This is a genomic window from Polymorphobacter sp. PAMC 29334 (assembly GCF_019431245.1).
GTDB lineage: Bacteria > Pseudomonadota > Alphaproteobacteria > Sphingomonadales > Sphingomonadaceae > Polymorphobacter_B > Polymorphobacter_B megasporae.
Window position 1 is genome coordinate 172,352 of the sequence record NZ_CP080243.1, and the last position, 24,000, is coordinate 196,351.

The 24,000-nt window shown below is 67.3% G+C and carries 26 protein-coding genes; 9 read left to right on the plus strand and 17 right to left on the minus strand.

Annotated features, from left to right (window positions below):
• Window position 1: 1 nt before the first annotated feature.
• Genes KZX46_RS04600 through KZX46_RS04615 form a run of 4 tightly spaced genes read left to right on the plus strand, consistent with a single transcriptional unit; the run spans window position 2 to window position 3,819 of the window.
• Entirely contained in the window at window positions 2-400 is a 399-nt protein-coding gene (locus tag KZX46_RS04600) for a cupin domain-containing protein (RefSeq protein WP_226896311.1), read from the plus strand.
• 7 nt (window positions 401-407) lie between these two features.
• Window positions 408-1,436: an ATP-dependent DNA ligase gene (locus KZX46_RS04605; protein ID WP_226896095.1), complete on the plus strand. Its 1,029-nt coding sequence runs from the start codon at window positions 408-410 to the stop codon at window positions 1,434-1,436.
• Complete coding sequence (locus KZX46_RS04610; protein ID WP_219775677.1) at window positions 1,433-2,296, plus strand: aldose 1-epimerase; 864 nt, start codon at window positions 1,433-1,435, stop codon at window positions 2,294-2,296. The genes KZX46_RS04605 and KZX46_RS04610 overlap by 4 nt, the downstream gene beginning before the upstream one ends.
• 53 nt (window positions 2,297-2,349) lie before the next feature.
• Complete coding sequence (locus tag KZX46_RS04615) at window positions 2,350-3,819, plus strand: NAD(P)/FAD-dependent oxidoreductase (RefSeq protein ID WP_219775678.1); 1,470 nt, start codon at window positions 2,350-2,352, stop codon at window positions 3,817-3,819.
• On the opposite strand, the gene KZX46_RS04620 is transcribed toward KZX46_RS04615, so the two are convergent.
• Window positions 3,816-5,120 carry a family 1 glycosylhydrolase gene (locus KZX46_RS04620; RefSeq protein WP_219775679.1) on the minus strand — a complete coding sequence of 435 codons (1,305 nt, stop codon included), beginning with the start codon at window positions 5,118-5,120 and terminating at the stop codon, window positions 3,816-3,818. The genes KZX46_RS04615 and KZX46_RS04620 overlap by 4 nt on opposite strands.
• Window positions 5,121-5,226: 106 nt before the next feature.
• Entirely contained in the window at window positions 5,227-5,844 is a 618-nt protein-coding gene (folE, locus tag KZX46_RS04625; RefSeq protein WP_216708229.1) for a GTP cyclohydrolase I FolE, read from the minus strand.
• A 334-nt stretch (window positions 5,845-6,178) separates the two neighbouring features.
• Between folE and KZX46_RS04630 the strand changes: the two genes are divergently transcribed.
• Window positions 6,179-7,051 (plus strand): DUF535 family protein, encoded by an 873-nt coding sequence (locus KZX46_RS04630; RefSeq protein ID WP_219775680.1) that lies wholly within the window; start codon window positions 6,179-6,181, stop codon window positions 7,049-7,051.
• Here KZX46_RS04630 and dapE read toward each other — a convergent pair.
• Window positions 7,048-8,172 (minus strand): succinyl-diaminopimelate desuccinylase, encoded by a 1,125-nt coding sequence (dapE, locus tag KZX46_RS04635; RefSeq protein WP_219775681.1) that lies wholly within the window; start codon window positions 8,170-8,172, stop codon window positions 7,048-7,050. The two genes, KZX46_RS04630 and dapE, sit on opposite strands and share 4 nt — an antisense overlap.
• 62 nt (window positions 8,173-8,234) lie before the next feature.
• Here dapE and KZX46_RS04640 point away from each other — a divergent pair, with 62 nt between their 5' ends.
• Window positions 8,235-8,684 (plus strand): cupin domain-containing protein, encoded by a 450-nt coding sequence (locus KZX46_RS04640; RefSeq protein ID WP_219775682.1) that lies wholly within the window; start codon window positions 8,235-8,237, stop codon window positions 8,682-8,684.
• A gap of 19 nt (window positions 8,685-8,703) precedes the next feature.
• Here KZX46_RS04640 and KZX46_RS04645 read toward each other — a convergent pair whose 3' ends face one another.
• From KZX46_RS04645 to KZX46_RS04680, 8 genes are all read right to left on the minus strand, one after another.
• Window positions 8,704-9,420 carry a glutathione S-transferase family protein gene (locus KZX46_RS04645; RefSeq protein WP_219775683.1) on the minus strand — a complete coding sequence of 239 codons (717 nt, stop codon included), beginning with the start codon at window positions 9,418-9,420 and terminating at the stop codon, window positions 8,704-8,706.
• Between the two features lie 67 nt (window positions 9,421-9,487).
• Window positions 9,488-10,219: a ribosome biogenesis GTP-binding protein YihA/YsxC gene (gene yihA / locus KZX46_RS04650; protein WP_219775684.1), complete on the minus strand. Its 732-nt coding sequence runs from the start codon at window positions 10,217-10,219 to the stop codon at window positions 9,488-9,490.
• On the minus strand, window positions 10,165-11,877 hold the full coding sequence (gene yidC / locus KZX46_RS04655; protein WP_219775685.1) for a membrane protein insertase YidC: 1,713 nt from the start codon (window positions 11,875-11,877) through the stop codon (window positions 10,165-10,167). Before yidC ends, yihA begins: the two co-directional genes overlap by 55 nt.
• Window positions 11,878-11,914: 37 nt before the next feature.
• Complete coding sequence (gene yidD / locus KZX46_RS04660; RefSeq protein WP_219775686.1) at window positions 11,915-12,169, minus strand: membrane protein insertion efficiency factor YidD; 255 nt, start codon at window positions 12,167-12,169, stop codon at window positions 11,915-11,917.
• Window positions 12,157-12,480 carry a ribonuclease P protein component gene (gene rnpA, locus KZX46_RS04665; RefSeq protein WP_219776848.1) on the minus strand — a complete coding sequence of 108 codons (324 nt, stop codon included), beginning with the start codon at window positions 12,478-12,480 and terminating at the stop codon, window positions 12,157-12,159. The genes yidD and rnpA overlap by 13 nt, the downstream gene beginning before the upstream one ends.
• Window positions 12,481-12,512: 32 nt before the next feature.
• Complete coding sequence (gene rpmH, locus KZX46_RS04670) at window positions 12,513-12,647, minus strand: 50S ribosomal protein L34 (RefSeq protein WP_216708834.1); 135 nt, start codon at window positions 12,645-12,647, stop codon at window positions 12,513-12,515.
• An 85-nt stretch (window positions 12,648-12,732) separates the two neighbouring features.
• The gene (locus KZX46_RS04675; RefSeq protein ID WP_219775687.1) at window positions 12,733-13,197 is read right to left on the minus strand and encodes a hypothetical protein; all 465 of its coding nucleotides are present in this window, start codon (window positions 13,195-13,197) and stop codon (window positions 12,733-12,735) included.
• A gap of 10 nt (window positions 13,198-13,207) precedes the next feature.
• Window positions 13,208-13,501 (minus strand): hypothetical protein, encoded by a 294-nt coding sequence (locus KZX46_RS04680; RefSeq protein ID WP_216708220.1) that lies wholly within the window; start codon window positions 13,499-13,501, stop codon window positions 13,208-13,210.
• 156 nt (window positions 13,502-13,657) lie between these two features.
• Here KZX46_RS04680 and KZX46_RS04685 point away from each other — a divergent pair, with 156 nt between their 5' ends.
• Entirely contained in the window at window positions 13,658-15,166 is a 1,509-nt protein-coding gene (locus KZX46_RS04685) for a YifB family Mg chelatase-like AAA ATPase (RefSeq protein WP_219775688.1), read from the plus strand.
• 87 nt (window positions 15,167-15,253) lie between these two features.
• Here the strand turns inward: KZX46_RS04685 and KZX46_RS04690 are convergent, their stop codons facing one another.
• The 5 genes from KZX46_RS04690 to KZX46_RS04710 all read right to left on the minus strand — a co-directional run bounded on the left by KZX46_RS04690 (window position 15,254) and on the right by KZX46_RS04710 (window position 19,915).
• Complete coding sequence (locus KZX46_RS04690; RefSeq protein WP_219775689.1) at window positions 15,254-16,522, minus strand: dicarboxylate/amino acid:cation symporter; 1,269 nt, start codon at window positions 16,520-16,522, stop codon at window positions 15,254-15,256.
• 74 nt (window positions 16,523-16,596) lie between these two features.
• On the minus strand, window positions 16,597-17,658 hold the full coding sequence (locus tag KZX46_RS04695) for an SDR family oxidoreductase (RefSeq protein ID WP_219775690.1): 1,062 nt from the start codon (window positions 17,656-17,658) through the stop codon (window positions 16,597-16,599).
• 79 nt (window positions 17,659-17,737) lie between these two features.
• Entirely contained in the window at window positions 17,738-17,959 is a 222-nt protein-coding gene (locus KZX46_RS04700; protein ID WP_216708216.1) for a hypothetical protein, read from the minus strand.
• Window positions 17,960-17,970: 11 nt separating this feature from the next.
• Complete coding sequence (locus KZX46_RS04705) at window positions 17,971-19,125, minus strand: aromatic ring-hydroxylating dioxygenase subunit alpha (RefSeq protein WP_219775691.1); 1,155 nt, start codon at window positions 19,123-19,125, stop codon at window positions 17,971-17,973.
• Between the two features lie 76 nt (window positions 19,126-19,201).
• Window positions 19,202-19,915, minus strand: a complete 714-nt coding sequence (locus KZX46_RS04710; RefSeq protein ID WP_219775692.1) for an MgtC/SapB family protein — start codon at window positions 19,913-19,915, stop codon at window positions 19,202-19,204.
• Window positions 19,916-20,259: 344 nt separating this feature from the next.
• Between KZX46_RS04710 and KZX46_RS04715 the strand changes: the two genes are divergently transcribed.
• Window positions 20,260-21,612 carry an MFS transporter gene (locus tag KZX46_RS04715; protein ID WP_226896096.1) on the plus strand — a complete coding sequence of 451 codons (1,353 nt, stop codon included), beginning with the start codon at window positions 20,260-20,262 and terminating at the stop codon, window positions 21,610-21,612.
• 61 nt (window positions 21,613-21,673) lie between these two features.
• Entirely contained in the window at window positions 21,674-22,525 is an 852-nt protein-coding gene (locus KZX46_RS04720) for a GNAT family N-acetyltransferase (RefSeq protein ID WP_219775693.1), read from the plus strand.
• 142 nt (window positions 22,526-22,667) lie between these two features.
• Here the strand turns inward: KZX46_RS04720 and KZX46_RS04725 are convergent, their stop codons facing one another.
• A complete protein-coding gene (locus KZX46_RS04725) occupies window positions 22,668-23,990 on the minus strand; it encodes a folylpolyglutamate synthase/dihydrofolate synthase family protein (RefSeq protein WP_219775694.1) in 1,323 nt (440 codons plus the stop codon).
• Window positions 23,991-24,000: the final 10 nt, after the last annotated feature.

Sequence of the window (24,000 nt, forward strand, 5' to 3'; positions counted from 1 at the left end):
AATGATCGCCGCGCTCGGACTTGCGCCGCACCCCGAGGGCGGGTGGTACCGCGAGACGTGGCGCGCCGACGCCGAGCCGGGCGAGCGCGCGGCGGGGACGTCGATCGTCTTCCTCCTCGAAGCCGGGCAATCGAGCCACTGGCACCGCGTCGATGCGAGCGAGATCTGGCTGTTCCATGCCGGGACGCCGCTCACGCTGCGGACCTTCGACCGGACCGAAACCGTGATCCGCCTTGGCCCCGACCCGACGGCAGGCGACGCCCCGCAGCACGTCGTCGCACCAGGACTATGGCAGGCAGCGACGGCGGGCGACGGCTGGGCGCTCGTCGGCTGCGTCGTCGTCCCCGGCTTTGATTTCGCCGGATTCGAGATGGCCCCGCCCGGGTGGGAGCCGCGTTAGACGCTGCGTGTTGCCGCTGCCCCTCACCACCGCGCCGATGGAGGCGAAGCTTGTCTCGGCGCTACCCGACGGCGACGGCTGGCAGTACGAACCGAAGTGGGACGGCTTCCGCTGCCTCGCCTTTCGCGATGGCGGCGATGTCGCGCTGATGTCGAAGTCGGGCAAGCCGCTCCAGCGCTTTTTTCCGGAGATCGAGGCGCTGGTCGCGCGTCTCGCCGCCGATCGCTTCGTCCTCGACGGTGAAGTGATCGTCACCATCGACGGCGCGCTGGCGTTCGATGCGCTGCAGGCACGGCTCCATCCCGCCGCGAGCCGGATCGCCAAGCTGTCGCGCGAAACCCCGGCGCAGTTCATCGTCTTCGACTGCCTCGCTGCGGGCGGTCAGGACCTCACGGCCGAGCCGCTGAGCAGCCGCCGCAAGGCGCTTGAAACGCTGATGGCGGGCGAGGACGATCCGATGCTGCAACTGTCCCCGATGACCCGCGACGCCACCGCCGCGTCGGCGTGGCTCGCGACGAGCGGCGGCGCGCTCGACGGCATCGTCGCCAAGCGCCGCGACGATCCCTATCGCAGCGGCGAGCGCGCGATGCTCAAGCTCAAGCCCAGCCGCACCGCCGACTGCGTGGTTGGCGGCTTCCGCTACGCGAGTGGCAGCAAACAGGTCGGGTCGCTCCTCCTCGGGCTGTACGACGCCGCCGGGCAGCTCGATCACGTCGGCTTTACCTCAGGGATCAAGGACGTCGACCGCGCGGCGCTGACCGAACGGCTCGAAGCCCTCGTTAAGACCCCGGGTTTCACCGGCAAGGCCCCCGGCGGTCCGAGCCGATGGAACACAGAACGCTCGGCCGAATGGCAGCCGCTGCGCCCCGAACTCGTCGTCGAGGTGACGTACGATCAGGTCACCTCGGGCCGCTTCCGCCACGGCACCGGCTTCGTCCGCTGGCGCCCCGACAAGGCCCCGCATCAGTGCGACATTGCGCAACTCGCGCCGCCATTGCGTCCGGCCGAAGTCGCCGCCATCTTCGCCCGCGCATGACTGATCTCCTGACCCTCACCAGCGGCGACACGCTGCTGACGCTCGCGCCCGAGGCCGGGGGCGGCATCGCCGCGTTCCACTGGCGCGGGCGGCCGGTGCTGCGCGATGCGTTGCCGGGGGCGGTCGAGAAGCGCGATCCGCTCAGCCTAAGCGCCTTTCCGCTGGTGCCGTACAGCAATCGCATCGACCGTGGCCGCTTCGACTGGGGCGGGCGACGCGTCCAGCTCCCTCTCAACTTTCCGCCGTCGCCGCACAGTATCCACGGCCTTGGCTGGCATAAACCGTGGGCGCCGAGCGGGGTGACCCAGTCGACTGCGCGACTGACTTATGTCCACGTCGCCGACGAATGGCCGTGGGATTTCGTCGCGACGCAGGATTTCGTCGTCCAGCCGAACGGCATCGACTGGGTCATCGCAGTGACCAACCACGGCGCGACCCCTATGCCCGCCGGGCTTGGCCTCCACCCTTATTTCCCCAACCCGCCGGGAACGCGGCTGATCACGCGGACCGAAGGCTGGTGGGAGACCGACGCGTTCGTGATGCCGACCGCCTTCGTCGCCGACCCGTCGACCGAGCTGACCGACCGGCTCCATCCCGCCGACCACGATACCGACAATGTCTTTGCGGGTTTCGGCGGCGACGCCACGATCGAGTGGCCCGACGGCGTCTCGCTCGACATCGTCGCAGGGCCGGCGGCGCGGTGGATGGTCGTCTTCGCCCCGGTCGGCGACACGATTACGGCGATCGAGGCGGTGACCCACCCGACCGATGCGCTCAATACCCCGGGGCATCCGGGGATAGCGACGCTTGCTCCGGGCGAGACTTTTGCACTCGGCACGAGCTACCGCCTGCGCGGATAGCCAGTCCGCAAAAGATCGGCTAGCCTCTCAATGACTTGGGTGGAGGCGCGGCAATGACCGAGCATTTCGACGTTCTGATCGTGGGCGCGGGCCTTTCGGGCATCGGCGCGGCGTACCATCTGCAGACGCTGTGTCCGGGCAAGACCTACGCGATCCTCGAGGGGCGCGGCGCGATCGGCGGGACGTGGGACCTGTTCCGCTACCCCGGCATTCGCTCCGATTCGGACATGTACACGCTCGGCTATTCGTTCCGCCCGTGGCGCGAAGCGAAGGCGATCGCCGACGGCCCGTCGATCCTGAGCTACGTCCGCGACACCGCCGCCGACCACGGCATCGACCACCACATCCGCTTTGGCCACCACGTCGACAGCGCCGCATGGTCGAGCGCCGACGCTTTGTGGACGGTAACCGCGACCCGCGATGGCGTGCCCGTCGAATTGACCTGCAATTTCCTCTTCATGTGCAGCGGCTATTACGACTATGCGGCGGGACACACGCCCGATTTCGCCGGAAGTGCCGACTTTGCCGGCCAGATCGTCCACCCGCAGCACTGGCCCGCCGACCTCGATTATGCCGGCAAGCGCGTCGTCGTCATCGGCAGCGGCGCGACGGCGGTAACCCTCGTGCCCGCGATGGCGCGGACGGCGGCGCATGTGACGATGCTCCAGCGGTCGCCGTCATACGTCGTTGCGCGCCCGGCGGTCGACGGCATCGCCGACCGGCTGCGGCGCAACCTCCCCGCCAAGCTCGCTTATGCGCTCGTCCGCTGGAAGAATGTCCTGCTCGGCATGATGTTCTTCAACCAGTCGCGGAAGAATCCGGCGAAGGTGAAGGGGCTGATCCTCGACGGCGTCCGCGCCCAGCTCGGCCCCGACTACGACGTCGCAAAGCACTTCACCCCCGCGTACAATCCGTGGGACCAGCGGCTGTGCCTCGTTCCCGACGCCGACCTGTTCGACGCGATCAAGGGTGGCAGCGCGTCGGTCGTCACCGATCACATCGACCATTTCACCCGCGACGGCATCGTCCTCAAGTCGGGGGCCGAGTTGCCCGCCGATGTCATCGTCACCGCGACGGGGCTCAATCTGTCGCTGCTCGGCAAGATGGCAGTGTCAGTCGACGGTGCGCCGGTCGATTTCGCGAAGTCCTTCAATTACAAGGGGATGATGTATTCAGACGTCCCCAACCTCGCGAGTGCGTTCGGCTACACCAACGCCTCGTGGACGCTCAAGGCCGACTTGACGAGCGAGTACGTCTGCCGCCTGCTCAAGCACATGGACCGCACCGGCACGCGCATCGCGACGCCCCGGCGCGACGCCGGGGCGAGCGGCGAGACGCCGTTCCTTGACTTCTCGTCGGGCTACGTCACCCGGTCGATGGACAAGTTCCCCAAGCAGGGGACCGCAGTGCCGTGGAAGGTCCACCAGAACTACGTCCGCGACCTGCTGGCGCTGCGCTATGGGAAGGTCGCCGACGGGACGATGGAGTTCAATGCCCCGGCGAAGCTACGCGAGGCCGCCTAGCTGTTCGTTTCGATCTGCGTCAGGTTGGCGTGCTTGGCGCGGCGCACCGCGGCGGCGTCCTCGCGGCGGCGTTGCGCCCACGGATCGTTATATTCGCTCGGCTTGACCAGCGGCACGACCATGCACACGCTCTGCGTTGGCAGGACGAGCGCCCAGTCCTTGATCAGTTGCTTGTACGCCGCGCCGACGGGCCGAATCTTGCGATCGAGGTCATACAGGCCGAGCGGATTGACCCGGCCATTGTCCTCACGCAGCGCGGTGTCCCAATCGACTTGGTCGGTCAGCGAATACCAGGTGAAGCCGACCATCGGGATGCCGTCGTTGCGCACCTTGAGGACGCTCGCCCACTGCTTCCACAGCCAGTCGACCGACGCTTGCCCGTCACCGTAGTCGGCGAGATTGGTCTCGGTGTGCATCGTCGGGAGGCGGTAGCGCTGGAAATACTGCCACGTGATCCCATCGTAGCCGAACACCTCGCCCGACGCTCGGCTGCTGCCGTCGGCGGCGACGCGATGCTCGTTCGTCAAGTAATAGTCGTTGCCCATGATGCAGTGCTGCTTGAGCCGGACGTTCATGAACCAGTCGTACTCGTCGCGGCTCATCCCGTTATCGAGGAGGTACTGGTACATTTCCGATCCCGTCCGCCGCCCGAAGTTGAGGTCGAGGCTGAGGAAGCGCAGCGAGTTGAGCACCTCGGCCGGACCGATCGCGGCGGGGTTGTCGGCGTGGTAATATTCCGAGCTCTCCGACTGGATGAAGATCGCGTCGGGGCGTGCGTCGAGGATCGCCTGCATCGCCAGCACGTTGCCGCGAACAATGTGCTTCAGCGCGGTGACGAAGCCGAGGTCGCTCGACAGCGCCTCGTTCCACCAGCCGTATTTCGCCGAGAACAACGCGCAGATGAACATCTCGTTGACCGGCGTGTAGAGCTGGACCCACGGGAAGCGCGCGGCAAAGTCGCCAGCGTATCGCGCGAACAGTACCGGGAAATCGGGGTTCTGGAAGTTGCCGAGCCAGTCGGGCAGGCCGAAATGGCACAGGTCGACGATCGGGGTGATGTCGCGCCGGAGCAGGTCGTTGAACACCGTGTCGGTGAAGCTCCAGTCGTACTTGCCGTCGCCGAGCCATGTCGTGTGGATCGGCGGCCCGTAGCGCAGATAACCGATACCGAGGTCCTCGACCGCGTCGAAATCGGCCTGCCAGTGATCGTAGTGACGGCACTTCGCCATCTCGTCGACCCGCTTGCCACCGACCATCGGGTAGGAATTCTCGATGCCGGTGGCAAACATGAACATCGTCATCGGGTCGTGGTCCTTCGCTCAGGAGGCGAGACTGATAGATCGTTCCTAGTCAGCGAATCGGCTGCCGCGCACAAGTCTGATCACAGGATAGAAGCCCGGACGGCCGCTATCCCTTGCCCATTAGCGCGAGAACTTCTTTCCGCGATCGGTCGTCGTCGCGGAAGACGCCCATCATCCGGCTGGTGGTCATCGTCACCCCCGTCGTCATCACGCCGCGCGCGCTCATGCAGCTGTGCGTCGCCTCGATGACGACGGCGACTCCGATCGGATCGAGTTGCTTCTGAATGCAGTCAGCGACCTCGGCAGTGAGGCGCTCCTGGACCTGGAGCCGCCGCGCATAGCCGTGGAGGACGCGCGCCAGCTTCGAGATGCCGACGACGCGGTTGCGCGGCAGATAAGCGATGTGCGCCTTGCCGATGATCGGGGCCATGTGGTGTTCGCAGTGCGACTGGAACGGGATATCGCGGAGGAGGACGATGTCGTCATACCCGCCGACCTCGCCGAAGGTGCGGGCAAGGTGGACACCGGGATCCTCGAGATAGCCGCGGAAATATTCGCGATACGCGCGCGCTACCCGACCCGGCGTGTCGAGCAGCCCTTCGCGATCGGGGTCATCGCCTGCCCAGCGGATCAAGTCGCGGATCGCCGCCTCGACGCGTTCCTGCGGGATCGGCGCAACGCTGGCGAGTTCGGGCGAAAGGTCGGTATCGTCGTCGTGCTGCATGGGAGCCCCGGATTTATGTCGCTCCGAAATGGCGTCGCGGGCCGCCCGCCGCAACCCATGCGTCACCTCTGCTGGCTGCAAAGTAGCGATGACGGCCTGCGGCCGCCTATCGGCGATGATCGTAGTCAGCATGACAAAACATCGTCCCGAATGTAGTGTCTGCATCAGCATTGGGCACTATAGTTAATCAAATGACCAAAGTCGTTTGGCAAGCGGAACATTATTTGTGTCTAGGCGTCCAGCTTGACAATGCTACTTGCCCCGGTATTTCCTTCGGCTTCGGGGGTTATTACACGGGTCTGGTGATTATTCTGCAAGTGACGGCTTGATCTCGATGCGCATCCAGCCGACTGCTTTTGTCGCCGAAGGCGCGAAGCTTGCCGGACTGGCAGCGCGTCTCGGCACCTTGCTGGCGAATCGCGGCCGGCATCGCGCGGTCCGCGAGGCGGTCGGACGGCCAATCTTCGCGGCGATCCGCGCGCGGCAACCCCAGCTCGCGCGAAAATATTTGAACCCTTTTCATCTGGCGATCGGACTGACGAGCGACGAGCGCGCCGCGCTGATGATCCATCACTATGATTTCATCGCGACGAGAGTCCCGGCGGTCACATTCTTGGCAATCGTCGACGGGGGCAAGCAACTTTGGTGCCACGACAGTGATGCCGGGCATCACCGCGTCGACGTGGTCTTCTCGCATCCGACCGACAACGAGGGCGAGTTGACGCTTAAGTACACGCTCGACGATGCGATCCTTTCGATCTGCTCGTTCAGTTTCGCCCCAGGGTCGCTGGCGGGGTCGCCCGCCGAGACGATCATCGCGGTGACGCGCATCCAAGGCATGCCGGCGGATCTCAACCGTTTGCGGGCGGCAATCCGGTCGCTCGGCAACCTGTCACCGGCCATCGTCTTCATCGCTGTCCTGGCCGGAATCGCCAATTGCTATGGCATCCCTGCGCTCGCCGGGATTGCAGCAAGCGCCCAACCCGCTCGCGATACTGGCGACGAACAAGCCTTCGCGAACGTGTACGACACTTTTTTCGAGAGTATCGGCGGCGTGCGGGCAACGCCTGCCTTCTACCGGATCGCTCTCCCCCGGCCCGAAAAGCCGTTGAGCGAGGTCAAGCGCACCAAGCGCGCCCGGACCGTAGGGCAACGCGAACTCCGCGCATGCATCAGGCGCGCGGCCTGCATGGCGTTCAGCAGCTAAAAGACGCGCGTCAGCACTTCGGTGTAGATCGCCGTCAGCGCGGCGATGTCGGCGACCGGCACCGCTTCGTCAATCTTGTGCATCGACGCGCCAACGAGCCCGAACTCGACGACCGGGCACAGACGGCGGATGAAGCGTGCGTCCGACGTCCCGCCGCTCGTCGACAGCGCGGGCGTTGTGCCGGTCACCGACTCGATCGCCCCGGCGACAAGCGTCGACAGCGCGCCGGGCTCGGTCAGGAATGCCTCACCCGAAATGCGGACGACGACGTTGGCCGACGGCGCCTCCTCGGCGACGATCGCGCGCAGCCATGCCTCGAGGTCGGCCCCGCGGTGGAGGTCGTTGAAGCGGATGTTGAGCCGCGCGCTGGCCTGCGCCGGGATGACGTTCCCCGCCGGGTTGCCGACGGTGAGGTCGGTGACCTCGAGGTTCGACGCGTCGAACCAGTCGCTGCCGGTATCGAGCACGCGCTCCTTGGCTCGCGTCAGGATGCGAACAAGTCGCGTCACCGGATTGTCGGCCTTGGCCGGATAGGCGACGTGGCCCTGCGCGCCCTTGACCGTGATCCACGCGTTGAGCGACCCGCGCCGCCCGATCTTCACCATGTCGCCGAGCACCGCCGCGCTAGTCGGCTCGCCGACGAGGCAAAAATCGGGGACATGGCCGTTCGCTTCCATCCAGTCGAGCAGCGGCGCGGTGCCGAAGGTCGCGGGGCCTTCCTCGTCGCCGGTAATGATCAGGCTCAGCTTGCCATCGAAGCCGCGCGCGACCGTGGTCGCGGCGGCAGCGACGAACGCGGCGATCCCGCCCTTCATGTCGGCTGCGCCCCGCCCGACGAGCCAGCCATTCTCGACTGTTGAGGCGAACGGGTCGCCTGTCCACCCGTTGCCGGGGGGAACGACGTCGGTATGTCCGGCAAAGGCGAAATGCGGCGCGCCGCTGCCGATCGTTGCGAACAAATTGGCAATCGGCCCGTCGGGCGCTTCGCCGAAGGTCAGCCGGTGGACGGTGAAGCCGATCGCTTCGAGCGCGGCGGCGAGGACATCCTGTGCGCCCGCATCGGCGGGAGTGACGCTCGGGCAGGCGATCAGGCGGCGGGCGAGGTCGAGGGCATCGATCATCCGTTCCGCCTAACCGCTGTCCGCCCCCTTCTCAAGCGACGACGGTTGCGACTAGATGAGCCATGCCCAAACTCGACCTCGCCGCTCTCCCGGAAGTCAGCAGGACCGGCTACCTCCCGCCATACGACAAACTCGTCGCCGGGCGCCGCAACCGGGCGGTCGGCGGCGGCCTGACCGATTTCGGGGCGAACATTGTCACCCTCGCACCGGGCGCAATGTCGTCGATGCGCCACTGGCATTCGGACGAGGATGAACTCGTCGTCATGCTGTCGGGCGAGGCGGTCCTGATCGACGACGCCGGCGAGTCCCTGATGCGTCCCGGAGACGTTGCCAGCTTTGCCAAGGGCGTCGTCGACGGCCATCACCTCGTCAATCGCAGCACCGCCGATGCGGTCTTCCTCGCAGTCGGCACCGACCGGCCGGCGACCGACCGCTGCACCTACCCCGACGTCGACATGTTCTGGAGTGAAGCGACGGGTTATGTCCCCGCCTCGGCGCTCGGCGGCGGTTAGTCTCGCTCAAGGCCCGGCCTCAGGCGGGAACGCCGCCGTCGACGCCGCCGTGCTGCTCGAAATAGTCGCGGTTGAACGGATAGGTCTCGGCCTTCGCCGCGTCGGTCCATTCGATCATCCACGGGTGCGAGAGCATTTCGGCGACATACGCCGCGCTCGTCTCGCTCAAGGCGATCCCGTACGTCTTGAAGCGGGTGACGACGGGGGCGAACATGATGTCGGCGGCGCTGAGCGTGCCGAACAGGAACGGCCCATCATGCGCATCGTCGATCGAGTGGAAACGGGTCCGCGCCTCGGTCCACAGCGCGTCGATCCGCGCGATGTCGGCGGCGACCTCGGGCGTCGGGACATAGCCCGGATAGTCGCGCTTGAGGTTCATTGAACACCCCGCGCGCAATGCCGCGTACCCGCTATGCATTTCGGCGCACATCGACCGCGCAAACGCGCGCGCGGCAGGGTCATGCGGCCAGAAATGCCCGCGGCTGATCCGCGCCGTCCGCAGGTGATCGGCGAGCCAGTCGATGATCGCAAGGCTGTCCCACACCGCGATGTCGCCGTCCCACAAGGTCGGCACCTTGCCCGACGGCATCAGCGTCTTCGCCGATCCGTCGACCCATTCGGGCGTGTCCATCGGGATCAGCACCGTCTCGAACGGCAGCGCCGACTGCTTGAGCGCGAGCCACCCGCGCAGCGACCATGACGAGTATGCGCGATTGCCGATGATGAGCTTGAGCATATCGTTTCCCGCCCCTTGTTATGTCGCGATCGCCAAATGACACGCGACTCGATCGCTTCGAACCGCGCTATGTCAGCGCTGCCACCACCGCCGCGCGGAGTTCGGGGATACCCTCCCCCTTCTCCGCGCTTGTCGTCAACACGTGGGGGAACGCCGCGGGATGCGTCCGCGCGATATCGGCGACCGCCTTCGCAGTGCCCACGAGCGCGGTCGGCTTGATCTTATCGCCCTTCGTCAGGACGACCTGGTAGCTGACCGCCGCCTTGTCGAGCAGCCCCATGATCTCGGCGTCGACCGGCTTGATGCCGTGGCGCGCGTCGATCAGGAGGAGGACGCGCTTCAGCGCCGCGCGCCCGCGCAGATAGTCGAACACCAGCGCCTTCCAGTTGCGGACGACGTCCTTCGGCGCTTCGGCATAGCCGTAGCCGGGCATGTCGATCAGGCGGAAGTGGAGCGGATCGCCGACGTCGAAGACGTTCAACTCCTGCGTCCGCCCCGGCGTGTTCGACGTCCGCGCGATCCCGGCGCGCCCGGTCAGGGCATTGAGCAGCGACGACTTGCCGACGTTCGATCGACCGGCAAAGGCAATCTCGGACACCTTCGGCTCGGGAAGGAACTCGAGCTTGGGGGCCGACAGCAGGAACTCGATCGGCCCGGCAAACACGCGCCGCGCCGTCTCGATCCGGTACGCGGCAGCTTTCGGGTCTTCGGGAGGATCCTCGGGACCGATAGGGGGAGCGTCGATCACTTGATGACGGCGGGCGTCGCGGGCATCGGATGCCGCCGCATCATCACCCATTGCTGGAGCATCGTCAGGCAGTTGTTCGTCACCCAGTACACCACGAGCCCGGCAGCATACGGGGCCATGATGAACATGAACACCCACGGCATTAGCGCGAAAATCTGCTTCTGCGCCGGATCGACCGGGGGCGGATTGAGCTTCTGCTGGAAGTACATCGTCACGCCGAGGATGATCGGCAGCAGCCCGATGCCGATCATCGCGGGCGGCGTGAACGGCAGCAGCCCGAACAGGTTGACCGGGGTCAGCGGGTCGGCGACGCTCAGATCCTTGATCCACAGCACGAACGGCTGGTGGCGCATTTCGGTCGACACCAGCAGCGTCTTGTACAGCGCGTAGAAAATCGGGATCTGCAGCACGACCGGCAGACACCCCGCGACCGGGTTGACCTTTTCCTTCTTGTACAGCGCCATCATCTCGGTCTGGAGCTTGGGCTTGTCTTCCTTGTAGCGCTCCTGAAGCTCCTTGAGCTTCGGCTGGACGACCCGCATCCGCGCCATCGAACTGAACTGCTTCGCCGCGATCGGGAACATGATCAGCCGGATGATGCACGTCAGGCCGATGATCGCGACGCCGAAGTTGCCGGTCAGCTTGAACAGGAAGTCGAGCAGCTGGAAGATCGGCTGCGCGATGAACCAAAACCAGCCCCACGAGACGATGCGGTCGAACAACGGAATGCCGAGCGCGGTCTTATAGCGGCCGATGACGTCGACCTCTTTCGCGCCCGCGAACAGATGCGCGGTGGAAGTGATCGTCGCGCCTGGCGCGACGATCACAGCGGGGCTGAGGTAATCGGTCTGGAAGCGGTTGTCGGGAGCCTTGGCAAAGCGTGCGACGACGGCGGTCTTCTGGTCGGGGATCAATGCCGCCGCCCAGTATTTATCGGTGATGCCGAGCCAGCCGCCGGTCGTCGGGAAGCTCTGCGGCCCGTCGTCGGTCAGCTTTTTATACGCGACCTCGCTGTCCTTGAGCCGGTCGCCGACGACGCCGATCGGGCCGACGTGGAGGTTGCCCGCGTCCTTCTCGAGCCCCTCGCCCGCGTGGCTGACGAGGCCCCATGCGCGGACGGTAACCGGCGCGGTGCCGGCGTTGCGAACGCGCTGCGTCGCAGTGAACAGATAGTCGTTATCGACCGCAACGACGATCTCGTACGCGGTGCCGCCGGGCGCGGTGTACGACAACGTCACAGGGGTCGACGGAGTCAGCTTTGCCGCGCTCGCGGTCCACAGCGCGTCGGCGGGCGGGGCATCGGTCCCGCTCCAGCCGAACTGGCTGAAATACGCCTGAGCCGAGCCGCTCGGCGCGAGCAGGCGGACGTCGGGCGAGGTCTTGGCTATCGTCTCGGTATAGCCCTTGAGGACGAGGTCGTCGAAGCGCGCGCCCTTGAGGTTGATCGATCCCGACAGGCGCGGCGTGTCGATCGCGACGCGCGGCGTCTCGCGCAGCACTGCGCCGCGATCACGCAACTGGCCAGCCCCGCCGACCGCGGGGACGACGGTGCCGTCGGACGCCACCGCGACAGGATTGGCCGGTTGCGACGCGATTACCGGTTTTGCCACCGGAGCCTTGGGGATGTAGCGGTCGGACAGGAAATTCCAGCCGAGCAGCACGATCGCCGACAGGACGATGGCGAGGAGAAAGTTGCGATTATCGGTCACGCGGAGGCTTTCTTCTGGGCGGGCGTCGGGCGGGGCGTCATTGCGTCGGGGCGATATGTGGGGTCGCCGCAGCGTCCGGAACAGGGTCATAGCCCGACCCGCCCCATGGGTGACAGCGGCAAATGCGTTTCGTGCCAAGCCAGACGCCCTTGAGCGGGCCGTGGCGCTCGATCGCCTGGATCGCATAGGTCGAGCACGTCGGGGTAAACCGGCACGACGGCGGCATCAGTGGCGACAGCACGAGCTTGTACGCGCGGATCGGCGCAATCAGGACGTTGATCAGCCAGCGCATCGCGCAAGCGCCTTGATCAAATCGGCGGCGAGCTTGTCGAAGCCGCGCGTCAGCCCTTCGCTCCGCCCGATCAGGATGTGATCGGCGTGGGCGACGCCGTTCGCGGGGAGCACTTGACGGACAAGCGCGCGCATCCGCCGCTTGAGCCGGTTGCGGATCACCGCGTTGCCGATCTTCTTGGTCACGGTGTAGCCCGCGCGCATCGGCGCATCGTCATCGCGGCGACGGACGAGCAGGACGAAACCGGGAGTCGGTGCGCGACGGCCAGAATTGGCGGCAAGGAAGTCCTTGCGCGCCGAAACCGTCGGAATATGCGTCTGTGCGACCGGGACCGCAGAAACGGCTAGGCGCTCAGCTTGGTCCGGCCCTTGGCGCGGCGGTTCGCCAACACCTTGCGGCCGCCCGGGGTCGCCATGCGTGCGCGGAAGCCGTGACGGCGCGCTCGCACCAGTCGGCTCGGTTGAAAGGTCCGCTTCATCGCTCATTCCTCGGGCGTCGCGTTGCGGCCACGAAACTCGGGGCCGAAATCAAGGTGGTGCGCTTAGCGGCACGATCGCCAAGAGTCAATTCGGCGACAGTTGCAACGCCGCCGGTTGCGTCGCGCCGGGGGGCAGCGCGGTCGTGCCGGGCTTGGCCACGCACCCCTTCGGCGACAGGAAGTCGATCTCCACGACGCGCTTGGTCTCAGGCTGCAGCCAATGGTTCGCGAGCGACGACCACTGGCCGCACGGCAGGCGGATTTCGAGCGCGTTCGCCCCGGTCCAGCGGTATTCGACGTTTCGGAAGTCTTCGCTTTGCAGAAGGACCGCGGTTCCGGTCAGCGGATCGCCACCCTTCGCGACGACGACGATGCCGCTGGTGTGCGGCTTGCCCATGCCGCGCTCCTCCCAGACGAGCGCGGCGACCAGTGCGCCGTCGGGACTCGGTTTCGTCTCGACGACATCGGTGAACCCGTGCTTGTCGAGGAGGCCACTGCACCCGGCGACGAGCAGCCATACGGCAACAAGCAAACTTCGGGTGGCGATCATCCCTTGAGGTTTAGCGCCACAAATCGCGAACGTCACGGTGCCCGCGCCGCTGCAGGCTGAAATCGGCGACGCGCCCCGCGCGCGGATGACGGCGGTGCCAGCGGACATAGCGGCGTCGCGCCCAGCTCGAATTGCGCAACACCAGCGCGAGCCCGGCACCGGCGACGATGATCGCGATCGGGAACGGCTGCGGGATCAAAGCAAGCGGCGGGGCGACCGCGATCAGCACCAGTCCGGCCCCGAGTTGCGCGACGCGCGCCGGCTCGTTGCGGATCAGGCTGGTGACGAAGCTTTGGTGGATCATTTGAAGCAATTCCATAGCGGCAGGCTGTGGCGCAATTTGGACAAGCGCCGATGCATCCGCTGTGAACAGCGTCACACCCGGAACGATCCCAGCGATTTGCCCACGCGCGCACCTTGCCGCTACAGGGGGAGCGGGGCGTGACGGGGGCGTAACGAAATGGTGGCACATGTCGGGACGGTCGCGTTCCTCGGGCTCGAGGCGCGCTCGGTCGACGTGCAGGTGCAGGTCAGCGGCGGAAGGCCCGACTTCATCATCGTCGGGCTGCCCGACAAGGCGGTCAAGGAAAGTCGCGAGCGTGTCCAGGCGACGCTCGACGCGATCGGTCTCGCGCTTCCGCCGAAGCGCGTCGTCGTCAACCTGTCGCCCGCCGACCTGCCCAAGGAGGGGTCGCATTACGACCTGCCGGTCGCGCTCGGGCTGCTTGCGGCGATGGGGCTGCTCGATAGCGAGATGCTCAGCGGTTTCCTCGTCGTCGGCGAACTGGGTCTCGACGGACGGATCGCGCCGGTGCCGGGGGTGCTGCTCGCGGCGCTCCACGCGGCGGCGCACGACCTCGGGCTGATCTGCCCGGCGGCACAGGGCGGCGAGGCGGCGTGGGCGGGCGAGGTCGACGTCATCGCCGCGCCCGACCTGCTGACGCTGATCAACCACCTCAAGGGCACGCAGTTGCTGTCGCCGCCGATCCGCAGCGTCGCCGAGATCGTCCGCTCGGGCCCCGACATGGGCGAGATCAAGGGGCAGGAGACCGCCAAGCGTGCACTCGAGATCGCCGCTGCTGGCGGGCATAATTTGCTGATGTCGGGGCCGCCGGGGTCGGGCAAGTCGCTCCTCGCCGCCGCGCTGCCGGGCATCCTCCCCGACCTGACGCCGTCGGAGGCGCTCGAAGTGTCGATGGTCGCGTCGATGGCGGGCGAGTTGGAGGGCGGCAAACTCCTCCGCGCCCGCCCCTACCGCTCGCCGCATCACAGTGCGTCGATGCCGGCGCTGGTCGGCGGCGGCGCGCGGGCACGACCGGGCGAGGTCAGCCTCGCGCATCTCGGCGTGCTGTTCCTCGACGAGCTGCCCGAGTTCCAGCGCGCGGTGCTCGATTCGCTGCGCCAGCCGCTCGAGACCGGGACGGTCACCGTCAGCCGCGCGGCGGCGCACCTGACCTACCCGGCGCGCGTGCAGTTGATCGCGGCGATGAACCCGTGCCGCTGCGGGCACCTCGCCGACGCCGCGCTCGCCTGTTCGCGCGCGCCGAAGTGCGCGGCGGACTATCAAAGCCGCATTTCGGGGCCGTTTTTCGACCGCATCGACCTCCACGTCGACGTCGCCGCGGTCAGCGCCGCCGACCTGACGCTGCCCCCCCCGACCGACGACAGCCTTACCGTCCGCGCGCGAGTCGCGGCGGCGCGCGAGATCCAGAACGCGCGCTACGCCGGGACGACGACGCGGACGAATGCGGAAGCGGACGGCAAACTGCTCGAAGCGGTCGCGACCCCCGACGACGCGGGGCAGAAGCTGTTGGTGCAGGCGACGCAGGCGCTGCGACTGTCGGCGCGCGGGTATCACCGCGTGCTCCGCGTCGCGCGGACGCTCGCCGATCTGGCGGGAGCGGATAAAGTCACGCGCATTCACATTGCCGAGGCGTTGAGCTATCGCCGCCATGCGCCGGTCAATTGAGCGAATCGCCCTGATCGTCGCGCAACCGACGCTCCTGCCGCGAGGAGTTTTGCCCCGCGCTCCGGATCCGCTTCACGCCGCTAACCGCTACGCGGGAAGGAGCACCGGCCCGTCTTCAGTCGCGCCGAGTTCCCCCTCCCACTTCGCGACCACCGCCGCCGCGACGGCGTTGCCGATGACGTTGGTCGCGCTGCGGCCCATGTCGAGGAAGTGGTCGACTGCGAGGATCAGCAGCAGCCCGGCCTCGGGGATGTTGAAGAACGGCAGCGTCGCCGCAATCACGACCAACGACGCGCGCGGGACGCCGGCGATGCCCTTCGACGTCACCATCAATAGCAGCAGCATGCTGACCTGCGCGGCGAGGCTGAGGTGGATGCCGTACGCCTGCGCGATGAACAGCGAGGCGAAGGCGCAGTACATCATCGACCCGTCGAGGTTGAACGAATAGCCGAGCGGCAGGACGAACGACGCGATCCGGTTGGGGACGCCGAAACGCTCGAGTGCCTCGAGCAATTTGGGGTAGCTCGCCTCCGACGACGCGGTGGCGAAGGTAATCAGGAACGGCTCGCGGATCGCCTTGAGCAGCCCGCCGGTTCGCGCGCGTCCGATCACCGCCGCTCCGGCGCCCAGCAGTAAAACCCACAGGATTGCCAGCGCGAGGTAAAAGCCGCCCATGAACTTGCCGAAGGTGATGACGATCGCCAGCCCCTCGGTCGCGATCGACCCGGCGACCGCGGCAAACACCGCGAACGGCGCGGCGTACATGACGTAGCCCGTCACCTTGAGCATCAGCGTCGCCACCGCGTCGAGTGCGCGGACGATCGGCGCGCCCGCCGGTCCGATCGCGATCAGCCCGCACCCGGCGAACACCGAGAAGACGACGATCTGGAGCACCTCGTTCTTCGCCATCGCGTCGAAGATCGAGCTTGGCACGAGGTGAGTGACGAAGTCCTTGAGGTTGAACGCGGTCTTGGCAAGCCCGGTCGCGGCGTCGGCGGCGGGAAGCGCAAGGCCGACCCCTACCCCCGGCTGGAGCAGGTTGACGATCACCGCGCCAAGCGTCAGCGACACCAGCGACGCGACGATGAACCAGCCGAGCGTCCGCCCGAACATCCGCCCCAACGACGCGCCGCCGTCCTTCGCCCCCATATGCGCGATGCCGACCGTCAGCGTCGACAGCACCAGCGGCGCGATGATCATCTTGATCAGGCGGAGGAAGACGTCGGTCAGGATCGACAGGTTGGCGGCGATCGCCTTGGCCTGAGGCGCGGCATAGGCCGAATGGACCCACCATCCCGTGACCAGCCCGAGGACGAGCGCAACCAGGATGAAGCTGGTGAGGCGCGTGCTTTTCATGACGGTTCCCGCATGACGCCGTGGTGCGGGAGCGGCGGCGGCGGGTCAAGCGGGGCGGGCGGATGCCTCGTCGCTTAGGGGATCAGGCGGTCCGCACGCAGGCTTTCGAATAACGCAAAGAACGCATCGTCGGTCGGCTCGTACCCGGTGAAACCGAGACGGCGGCTCTTCGACATGTCGGTGACGACCTTGATCGGGCGGCCGAGATCGGCGTCGGTGTGCCACGGCGACGCGAGGCGCGCGAGGTCGGGTTCGGCGAGTCGGTGGCGCGCAGCGATTTCGCGCCACAGCCCCGCGTCGTCGGCCATCTGTTCCGCCAGCGGATGTTCGGCACCGGTGAACGGGGCGGCCTCGAGCCCGAACCAGTCGGCGATGCGGCTCCACATCCATTGCCAGCGGAAGACATCGCCGTTGACGACGTTGAACGCCTGGTCGTGCGCCGCCTCGGTCTCGGTCGCCCACAGCAGATGGCGGGCAAGCTGGCGCGCGTCGGTCATGTCGGTCAGCCCGGCCCATTGCGCGGTCGACCCGGGGAAATAGAACGGCCGCCCGGTCGCACGGAACAACGTCGCGTAGACCGCTAGCGTCGTCCCCATGTTCATTGCGTTGCCGACCGCCTTGCCGATGACGGTGTGCGGGCGGTGGACGCTCCAGGTGAAGCCGTCGCGCTCGGCGGCGGCGAAGACCTCATCCTCCTGCGCGTAATAGAAATTCTCGACGTCGAGGCGGCACTGCTCCTCGCGGAACGGCGTCTGCGGCAGCGCGCCCTTACCGTACGCCTCGAACGGCCCGAGGTAATGCTTGAGCCCCGTCACCAGCGCGACATGGCGCGGCGCAGTCGCTTTCGGCAGCCCGTCAAGCAGGTTGCGGACCATCATGCCGTTGACGCGGATATTCTCCGCCTCGCTGTCCTGCCGCAGCCATGTCGTGATGAATACCGCGTCCGGGTTCACCCCGGAGAGTGCCGATCGCGTCGCGTCGGCGTCCTGCAGGTCGGCGGCGACCGGATGCACCCCAAGCTGGTTAGTCGGACGCCGCGCCAGACCATGCACTGTCCATCCCTGTTCGATCGCCAGCGTCGCGGTCGCGCTGCCGACGATACCGCCCGCCCCGACGACCAACGCTGTTCCCGCCAATGCCCGTCTCCTGTGGTTCGCACATGCAACACCACAGCGATCGATATAGTTTCACCCAGCACCGGCGACGATCGGCCGGCTAAGCGTCTTCGAAGTCCGGAATTCGCCCGCGGCGCAGCAGGTTGACCGGCAGCAGGCAGTCGGGGAGCGGCTTCGGCTGCGGGCCGATGACCGGGGGGCGGCGGTCGTCGTCACCGCCGCGCGGGCCTTTTCGCATCGTGACGATCTCATAGACCGCAAGCGCGAGCGGCGCGCCGAAGCTGAGGGCGCTGCTGAGGATCGCGATGGTCGTCGGCGTCATCATCGTCTCCTTCAGGCTGCCATCAGTCCGGTCAGCGTGTCGTGGAAGCGCTTGATCCCCTGCTCCATCCCCCCGAGCAAGACATGGTCGACCGCGCCCGATTCGAGCCCCTGCTGCCCGAGCGTGGCGGCGCGAAAATCCTCCCCCGCGAAGACGCCGCCGTCGAGCAAATTCCACGACTTGTCCCAGTGCGCCTCGGCCTTCGGCGTCGCCGGGGGTTCGGGGATCAGCATGAAATCCTCGACCAGTGTCGTGTTCACGCTCTGCGGCATCAGTGTCATGATGTTGATATAATCGGGCGAGGCGACGATCACCGTCCCCGGCAGAAGCTGGTAGGCGAAGGTCACCGTCCGCCGCAACGCGCCCCAGTCGCTCCAGTCGACCCCGTCGAGTTTCTCCGCGCGCCCGACCGCCGACCGGGCGTGGGGGCCGATCGTGTCGCCGGTGGTGACGCCGTCCTGAAAATACGGGCCGATCGTCGCGGCGTGGAGGCGGGTGACGTGATAACTCTCGAGAAACGCGTCCATAATCAGCTTCCAGTTCGACGCGACCGTATGGGTCCGGCGGCGATACAGATACTGGTCGGCGAACCCCAGCGCGTCGAAGTCGGCACCGAGCGGTCCGCTCGCAAGGCTGAAATCATAGTCGTGGTCGCGGTCGAGTCCGACCCAGATCAGGCCCCCCGCTTCGACGCTCGGCATCTCGACCAGCCCGCGCGACGCCTTGTCGAGCCCGGCGAAACTCTCGGGCCGCGGCAGCCCGGTCAGCCGCCCGTCGAGCGCATAAGTCCATGCGTGATAAGGACAAACTAGCCGCGGCGCGGTCGTCGGCTCGTCTGCCTCGACGAGCCGCGTCCCCCGGTGGCGGCAGACGTTGAGGAATACCCGGAGCACCCCCTTGCCGTCGCGGGCGAGGAGCAGCGGGACGCCGAAGCCGTCGTGGGTGACGCTCATATTGCGCCCCGGCAGCAACGCCGACGGCGCGACGACGACGGGGAGGCGGCGGAGTGCGGTTTGCTCGGCGGCGAAGTGTTCGGGGTCGGTATAGACCGACGCTGGAACCCGGCTGGTGGTGCCGCTCACAATGGCCCCTGTGGCGCGCGGAATCGCCTCGGCGAGCGCGAGCTGCCCAGCGGTCGGGGTGCGGAAGGGAGCGTGCAGGTCCACGCGCACATGGTACCGCACACGCCCGCACCGTGAAAGCACGAAGCCGCTGCGCTGGCGTCACATGCCGCGCGAGCAACTACGTCGTCGCGCTGACGCTCCACGTCGCGCTGTCGATCTCGTCGTGCCCGACAAGGTGGCCGACGATCGCATCGAGGTCGGCCGGTATCGCCGTCGTCGGCACGAGGATCGCCGCGAGTTCGACGACATCATCATTGTCGGACAGCAATTCGACCTCGCGCACGGGGTAATGGAAGCGTTCGAGTTCGGCATCGAGCAGGTCGCGCGCCGCGGCGACCGCTTCGGGGTCACAGGTGACATGGACCCGGTAAAGCGCCTCCGTACTGGTATCGATCGGCTGGCGGTTGACGAGGTCGACGAGCGGCCGAAGCAGCGTGTTGCCGGCCAGCACGAACGCCGTCACCAGCGCCGCTTCGACCAACAGCCCCGCGCCTGCCGTCGCGCCGACGGCGGCCGATGCCCAGAGCGTCGCGGCGGTGTTGAGCCCGCGAACCTGCGCGCCGTCCTTCATGATGACGCCGGCGCCGAGAAAGCCGATCCCGGATACGACATACGCGATGATCCGAACCTGGCCTTCGCCGCCGAGCAGGCGACCGCCGAGCAGGGTGAAAGCCGCGGCGCCGAGCGAGACGAGCACCATCGTTCGCAGACCCGCGCTGCGCTGGCGGATTTGGCGCTCGAGACCGATAATCAGACCCAGCACGAACGCCGCGCCAAGGCACAGCGCCATCACCCCGAAGGCGTCGGCATCGAAGGTCAGCAGGCGGTTCATTTTGCCCTCATACCGTGACGCTCCACGAAGGCGAGCCCCACGAAGGCTAGCATCGTCGTCCAACCCTCGCCGTCGCCGCGGCGAAGGCGGAGCCCCACTCTCACCGCAACGCGAGCTTCGGTGCCGACACGGCGGAGTCTCGGCCTTCGCCGGGGTGATTGGAGAGCGGGCAGCAATTAGCGCTGTCCTACACGCGAGCCGAGCGGGTAACATCGCTCGATGAACACCGCGCCCTTCCGCTCCCAGCCGAAAACACCGACCCAGTTCACCGGGGGTGCGTTTCATCGCGACGTGGCGTCAACTTCGTCAACTTCCGATCGCGCGAACGAGTCGGAGAGCGCGCTTTGACCTCCGCGACCGGCTGGCGCGCTGCCATCCCCGCTGGCATCCGCCCCTATACCGAGCGCGCGCCGGTCGGGGCGTTGCTGCTCGGGATTTCGTCGGGATTCCCGTTCGCGATGATCGCGGCGACGCTGACGACCCGGCTGGCCGAGGCGGGGATCGACAAGAAGGCGGTGACCGCGTTCACGCTCGCCTTCCTGCTCTACAACATCAAGTTCCTCTGGGCGCCGCTGATCGACCGCTTCCGCATCCCGGGGCTGGCGGCATTGATCGGACAGCGGCGGGCGTGGCTGGTGGTGATCGGCATTGGCGTCATGGCGTCGGTGTGCTGGCTCGGCCTCGCCGATCCTGCCGCCGGGCTCGCGCCGGTCGTCGCGGCGACGCTGACGGTCGCGTTTTTCGGCGCGAGCTACGACATCGTCATCGACGCCTTTCGCATCGAGACGCTGACCCCCGAACAATTGGGCGTCGGGTCGGGCATGTCGCAATACGGCTGGCAGCTCGGGGCGAAGGCGGCGGGCGGCTTCGCGCTCGTCATCGCCGCGCGACAGGGCTGGTCGACCGCCTATGTCGCGATGTCGCTGTTCGCGCTCCCCGCGATCGCGGCGGGCTGGCTGCTCGGCGAGCCGATCCAGCGGCGGGTCGCCAATACCGCGCGCGGCGTGAGTGCGGTTATCGATGCGGTGATCGCCCCGCTCGCCGACTTCTTTCGCCGCGACGGGGCGTTGCTCGTCCTGCTCTTCGTGCTGGTCCACAAGCTCGGCGACACGCTGGCGAACCTCAGCTTCCGGCTGCTGTTCCACGACCTCGGCTTCACCAAGGACGAGGTCGCCTTCTACGATGTCGGGCTCGGGCTCGTTGCGACGCTCGTCGGAATATTCGTCGGCGGGATCGTTTACACCCAGCTTGGGCTGCGCCGTGCGGTCCTCGTCAGCCTCATCCTGATGATGGTGTCGAACCTCAGCTTCGCCGCATTGGCGGTCGCCGGGCATACCAACATCGGCATGGCGGCGTCGATCGGCTTCGAGAATTTCAGCAGCGGGGTCGGGGGCGTCGCGGTCGTCGCCTATCTCTCGGCGCTGTGCGACCTGCGCTTCACCGCGACACAGTTCGCTTTGCTGTCGGCGGCGGCGTCGGTTCTCGGGCGGCTCGTCGCGGGGCTGAGCACCGGAGCATTGATCACCGCGATCGGCTATCCGTCGTTCTACCTGCTGACCACCGTCGCCGCGCTGCCGGGCATTCTGATTTATCTCTACATGCTTCGGCGCGGGCTGATCGACGAAGCACCGCGCGTTTCCCCGCCCCGTGATGCGACAACCCCGAACGGCACCGCTAGCCCCGCCCCGCCCGTATAAGTTACACTGTAACAATTCACCGGTAGATGCCCGGACTTGGGCGCGGCGCGGGGACGTGATCATGGGTTTTGCGGCGAAGCAGGCGACGGCGGTGGCGGCGCATGTGCTGGCCGGGGCTCCGCACATCCACCGGTCGGGACAGCTCGACGTCCGGCTGGCGACGTCGGAGGCCGAGATCGCCGCCGCACAGGCGCTGCGCTACCAGATTTTCTACGACGAGATGGGCGCGACGCCGTCACCAGCGATGGTCGCGGCCAAGCGCGACGTCGATACCTATGACGCGATCTGCGACCACCTGCTCGTCATCGACCACGGCATGCCCGGGGACGGGCCGCACGTCGTCGGCACCTATCGCCTGCTCCGCCAGGTCGTCGCGCAGATGAATCACGGCTTCTATTCGGCGGGCGAATACGACCTGTCGCCGCTGATCGAGCAGTCGACCACCGGCGGGCAGTTGCTCGAGCTCGGGCGGAGCTGCGTCGCCCCGGCGTACCGCAACAACGCGACGATCACCCTGTTGTGGCGCGGGATCGCAAGCTATCTCCAGACCCACGCCATCGGCCATATGTTCGGCTGCGCGTCGCTCCACGGGGCCGACCCGCGGGTCCATGCCGCCGAGCTGTCGTATCTGTACCACCACCACCTTGCCCCGCCCGAGCTGCGCGCAAGGGCGCTTGCGGAACATTATGTCCCGATGGACCGGATGACCGCGCTTGCCTACGACCAGCGGCTCACCGCGCGGGCGCTGCCGCCGCTGGTCAAGGGTTACCTCCGCGTCGGGGCATTCATCGGCGACGGGGCGTATGTCGACCCGCAGTTCAACACGGTCGACGTGTTCGTGGTGATGCCGGTCGAGCGGATTACCAAGCGGTACGCGGGGCGGTTTACGGCGGGCGCGAACGACACGAACTGAGCTTTTCTCCTCCCCTCCCCTTTAGGGGAGGGGTCGGGGGTGGGGCAGTCGCCTCGCACCGCATCGCTTGGAGAAGCCCCCACCCCCGGGCCACGCCAAGAAGCGTGTCTCTCGCCCCTCCCCTTCAGGGGAGGGGAAGCCGTCAGGCCGGGCTCTGTCCGTTCGCCGCGAGCACCTCGCCCGCGAGATGGAGCGACCCCGTGATCAGCACCACCGGCGGGCGCGCGCGGTCGGCGCCCTTGGCGATCGCGGCGAGGGCGTCGGCGACCGAGGCGGCGGCAATCCCGGGCAGCCCGGTATCCTTCGCCCGCGCGACGATCGTCTCGCCCGGATGCGACGCATGGCCCCGGATCGGCACGGCATAGACCGCCGTCGCGCGCCCCGCGAACGGCTTGAGGAAACCCGCCGGGTCCTTGGTGTCGAGCATGCCGACGACAAGATAGAACGGACGTTCGGCGAGCGGATGGCCGCGGAAGGCATCGGCGATCACCCGCCCCGCCGACGGGTTGTGCCCGCCGTCCAGCCACGCCTCGCTCCCCGCCGGCAGCGTCGCAACGAGCGGCCCGCGGTCGAGGCGTTGCAACCGCGCCGGCCATTCGGCCCAGCCCATCCCGGCACGCAGCGCGCTATCGGGCACCGGCACCGCGTTCTGGTGGCGGAGCATCGCCACCGCCAGCGCGGCATTGTCGAGCTGGTGCGCGCCGGTCAGCCGGGGCAGCGGTAGCGCGAGCTTGCCATCGATATCGCGGTAGTGGAGCGCGCCCTCGTACAGCGCGGCGTCCCAGTCGTCGCCGCGGATGCGCAGCTTCGCCCCCGCCAGCCCGGCGACCTCAGCGATCCGCGCGGTGACCGCCTTGGGATAGCGCGACAGCAATAGCGGCACACCGCGCTTGGCGATCCCGGCCTTCTCGCCGGCGATGTCGAGGATCGAGTTTCCGAGCCATGGCTGATGGTCAAGGCCGAGCGCGGCGATCCCGGTGACGACCGGCGTGACGAGGTTGGTCGCATCGAGCCGCCCGCCCATCCCGACCTCGATCACCGCCGCGTCGGCGGGGCTGCGCGCAAAGGCAAGGAAGGCGACTGCGGTGGTCAGCTCGAAAAAGGTGATCGCCGCCGAGCCGTTGGTGTCGAGGACGTCGCGCAGCGTCGTGATCAGCGTCGCGTCGTCGATGATCGCCCCGCCGAGCCGTATCCGCTCGTTGAAGCGGACCAGATGCGGCGAGGTGTAGACATGGACCCGCCGCCCCGACGCCTCGAGCCCGGCACGCAGGAACGCGACCGTCGACCCCTTGCCGTTGGTCCCGGCGACATGGAACACCGGCGGCAGCTTGAGATGCGGGTTGCCGAGCCGCCCGAGCAGGCGTTCGAGCCGTCCGAGTGCGAGGTCGATCGTCGCCGGATGGAGCTTGAACGCCGCCGCGAGCAGCGCATCGAGCACCGGGTTGTCGGACCGCGCCGCCTCCATTGCCCCCTGC

What these genes read in the sequence shown, in the direction of transcription:
- KZX46_RS04620 (WP_219775679.1), bottom strand. Translation starts at nt 5,120, where the DNA reads ATGACGATGTTCATGTTTGCCACCGGCATCGAGAATTCCTACCCGATG.
- KZX46_RS04720 (WP_219775693.1), top strand. Translation starts at nt 21,674, where the DNA reads ATGGGTTTTGCGGCGAAGCAGGCGACGGCGGTGGCGGCGCATGTGCTG.
- KZX46_RS04640 (WP_219775682.1), top strand. Translation starts at nt 8,235, where the DNA reads ATGCCCAAACTCGACCTCGCCGCTCTCCCGGAAGTCAGCAGGACCGGC.
- KZX46_RS04680 (WP_216708220.1), bottom strand. Translation starts at nt 13,501, where the DNA reads ATGATCCACCAAAGCTTCGTCACCAGCCTGATCCGCAACGAGCCGGCG.
- rpmH (WP_216708834.1), bottom strand. Translation starts at nt 12,647, where the DNA reads ATGAAGCGGACCTTTCAACCGAGCCGACTGGTGCGAGCGCGCCGTCAC.
- folE (WP_216708229.1), bottom strand. Translation starts at nt 5,844, where the DNA reads ATGCAGCACGACGACGATACCGACCTTTCGCCCGAACTCGCCAGCGTT.
- yidD (WP_219775686.1), bottom strand. Translation starts at nt 12,169, where the DNA reads ATGCGCTGGCTGATCAACGTCCTGATTGCGCCGATCCGCGCGTACAAG.
- KZX46_RS04675 (WP_219775687.1), bottom strand. Translation starts at nt 13,197, where the DNA reads ATGATCGCCACCCGAAGTTTGCTTGTTGCCGTATGGCTGCTCGTCGCC.
- KZX46_RS04710 (WP_219775692.1), bottom strand. Translation starts at nt 19,915, where the DNA reads ATGAACCGCCTGCTGACCTTCGATGCCGACGCCTTCGGGGTGATGGCG.
- KZX46_RS04700 (WP_216708216.1), bottom strand. Translation starts at nt 17,959, where the DNA reads ATGACGCCGACGACCATCGCGATCCTCAGCAGCGCCCTCAGCTTCGGC.
- KZX46_RS04615 (WP_219775678.1), top strand. Translation starts at nt 2,350, where the DNA reads ATGACCGAGCATTTCGACGTTCTGATCGTGGGCGCGGGCCTTTCGGGC.
- KZX46_RS04645 (WP_219775683.1), bottom strand. Translation starts at nt 9,420, where the DNA reads ATGCTCAAGCTCATCATCGGCAATCGCGCATACTCGTCATGGTCGCTG.
- yihA (WP_219775684.1), bottom strand. Translation starts at nt 10,219, where the DNA reads ATGGGTGATGATGCGGCGGCATCCGATGCCCGCGACGCCCGCCGTCAT.
- KZX46_RS04610 (WP_219775677.1), top strand. Translation starts at nt 1,433, where the DNA reads ATGACTGATCTCCTGACCCTCACCAGCGGCGACACGCTGCTGACGCTC.
- KZX46_RS04685 (WP_219775688.1), top strand. Translation starts at nt 13,658, where the DNA reads ATGGTGGCACATGTCGGGACGGTCGCGTTCCTCGGGCTCGAGGCGCGC.
- KZX46_RS04690 (WP_219775689.1), bottom strand. Translation starts at nt 16,522, where the DNA reads ATGAAAAGCACGCGCCTCACCAGCTTCATCCTGGTTGCGCTCGTCCTC.
- KZX46_RS04630 (WP_219775680.1), top strand. Translation starts at nt 6,179, where the DNA reads ATGCGCATCCAGCCGACTGCTTTTGTCGCCGAAGGCGCGAAGCTTGCC.
- dapE (WP_219775681.1), bottom strand. Translation starts at nt 8,172, where the DNA reads ATGATCGATGCCCTCGACCTCGCCCGCCGCCTGATCGCCTGCCCGAGC.
- KZX46_RS04725 (WP_219775694.1), bottom strand. Translation starts at nt 23,990, where the DNA reads ATGGAGGCGGCGCGGTCCGACAACCCGGTGCTCGATGCGCTGCTCGCG.
- KZX46_RS04600 (WP_226896311.1), top strand. Translation starts at nt 2, where the DNA reads ATGATCGCCGCGCTCGGACTTGCGCCGCACCCCGAGGGCGGGTGGTAC.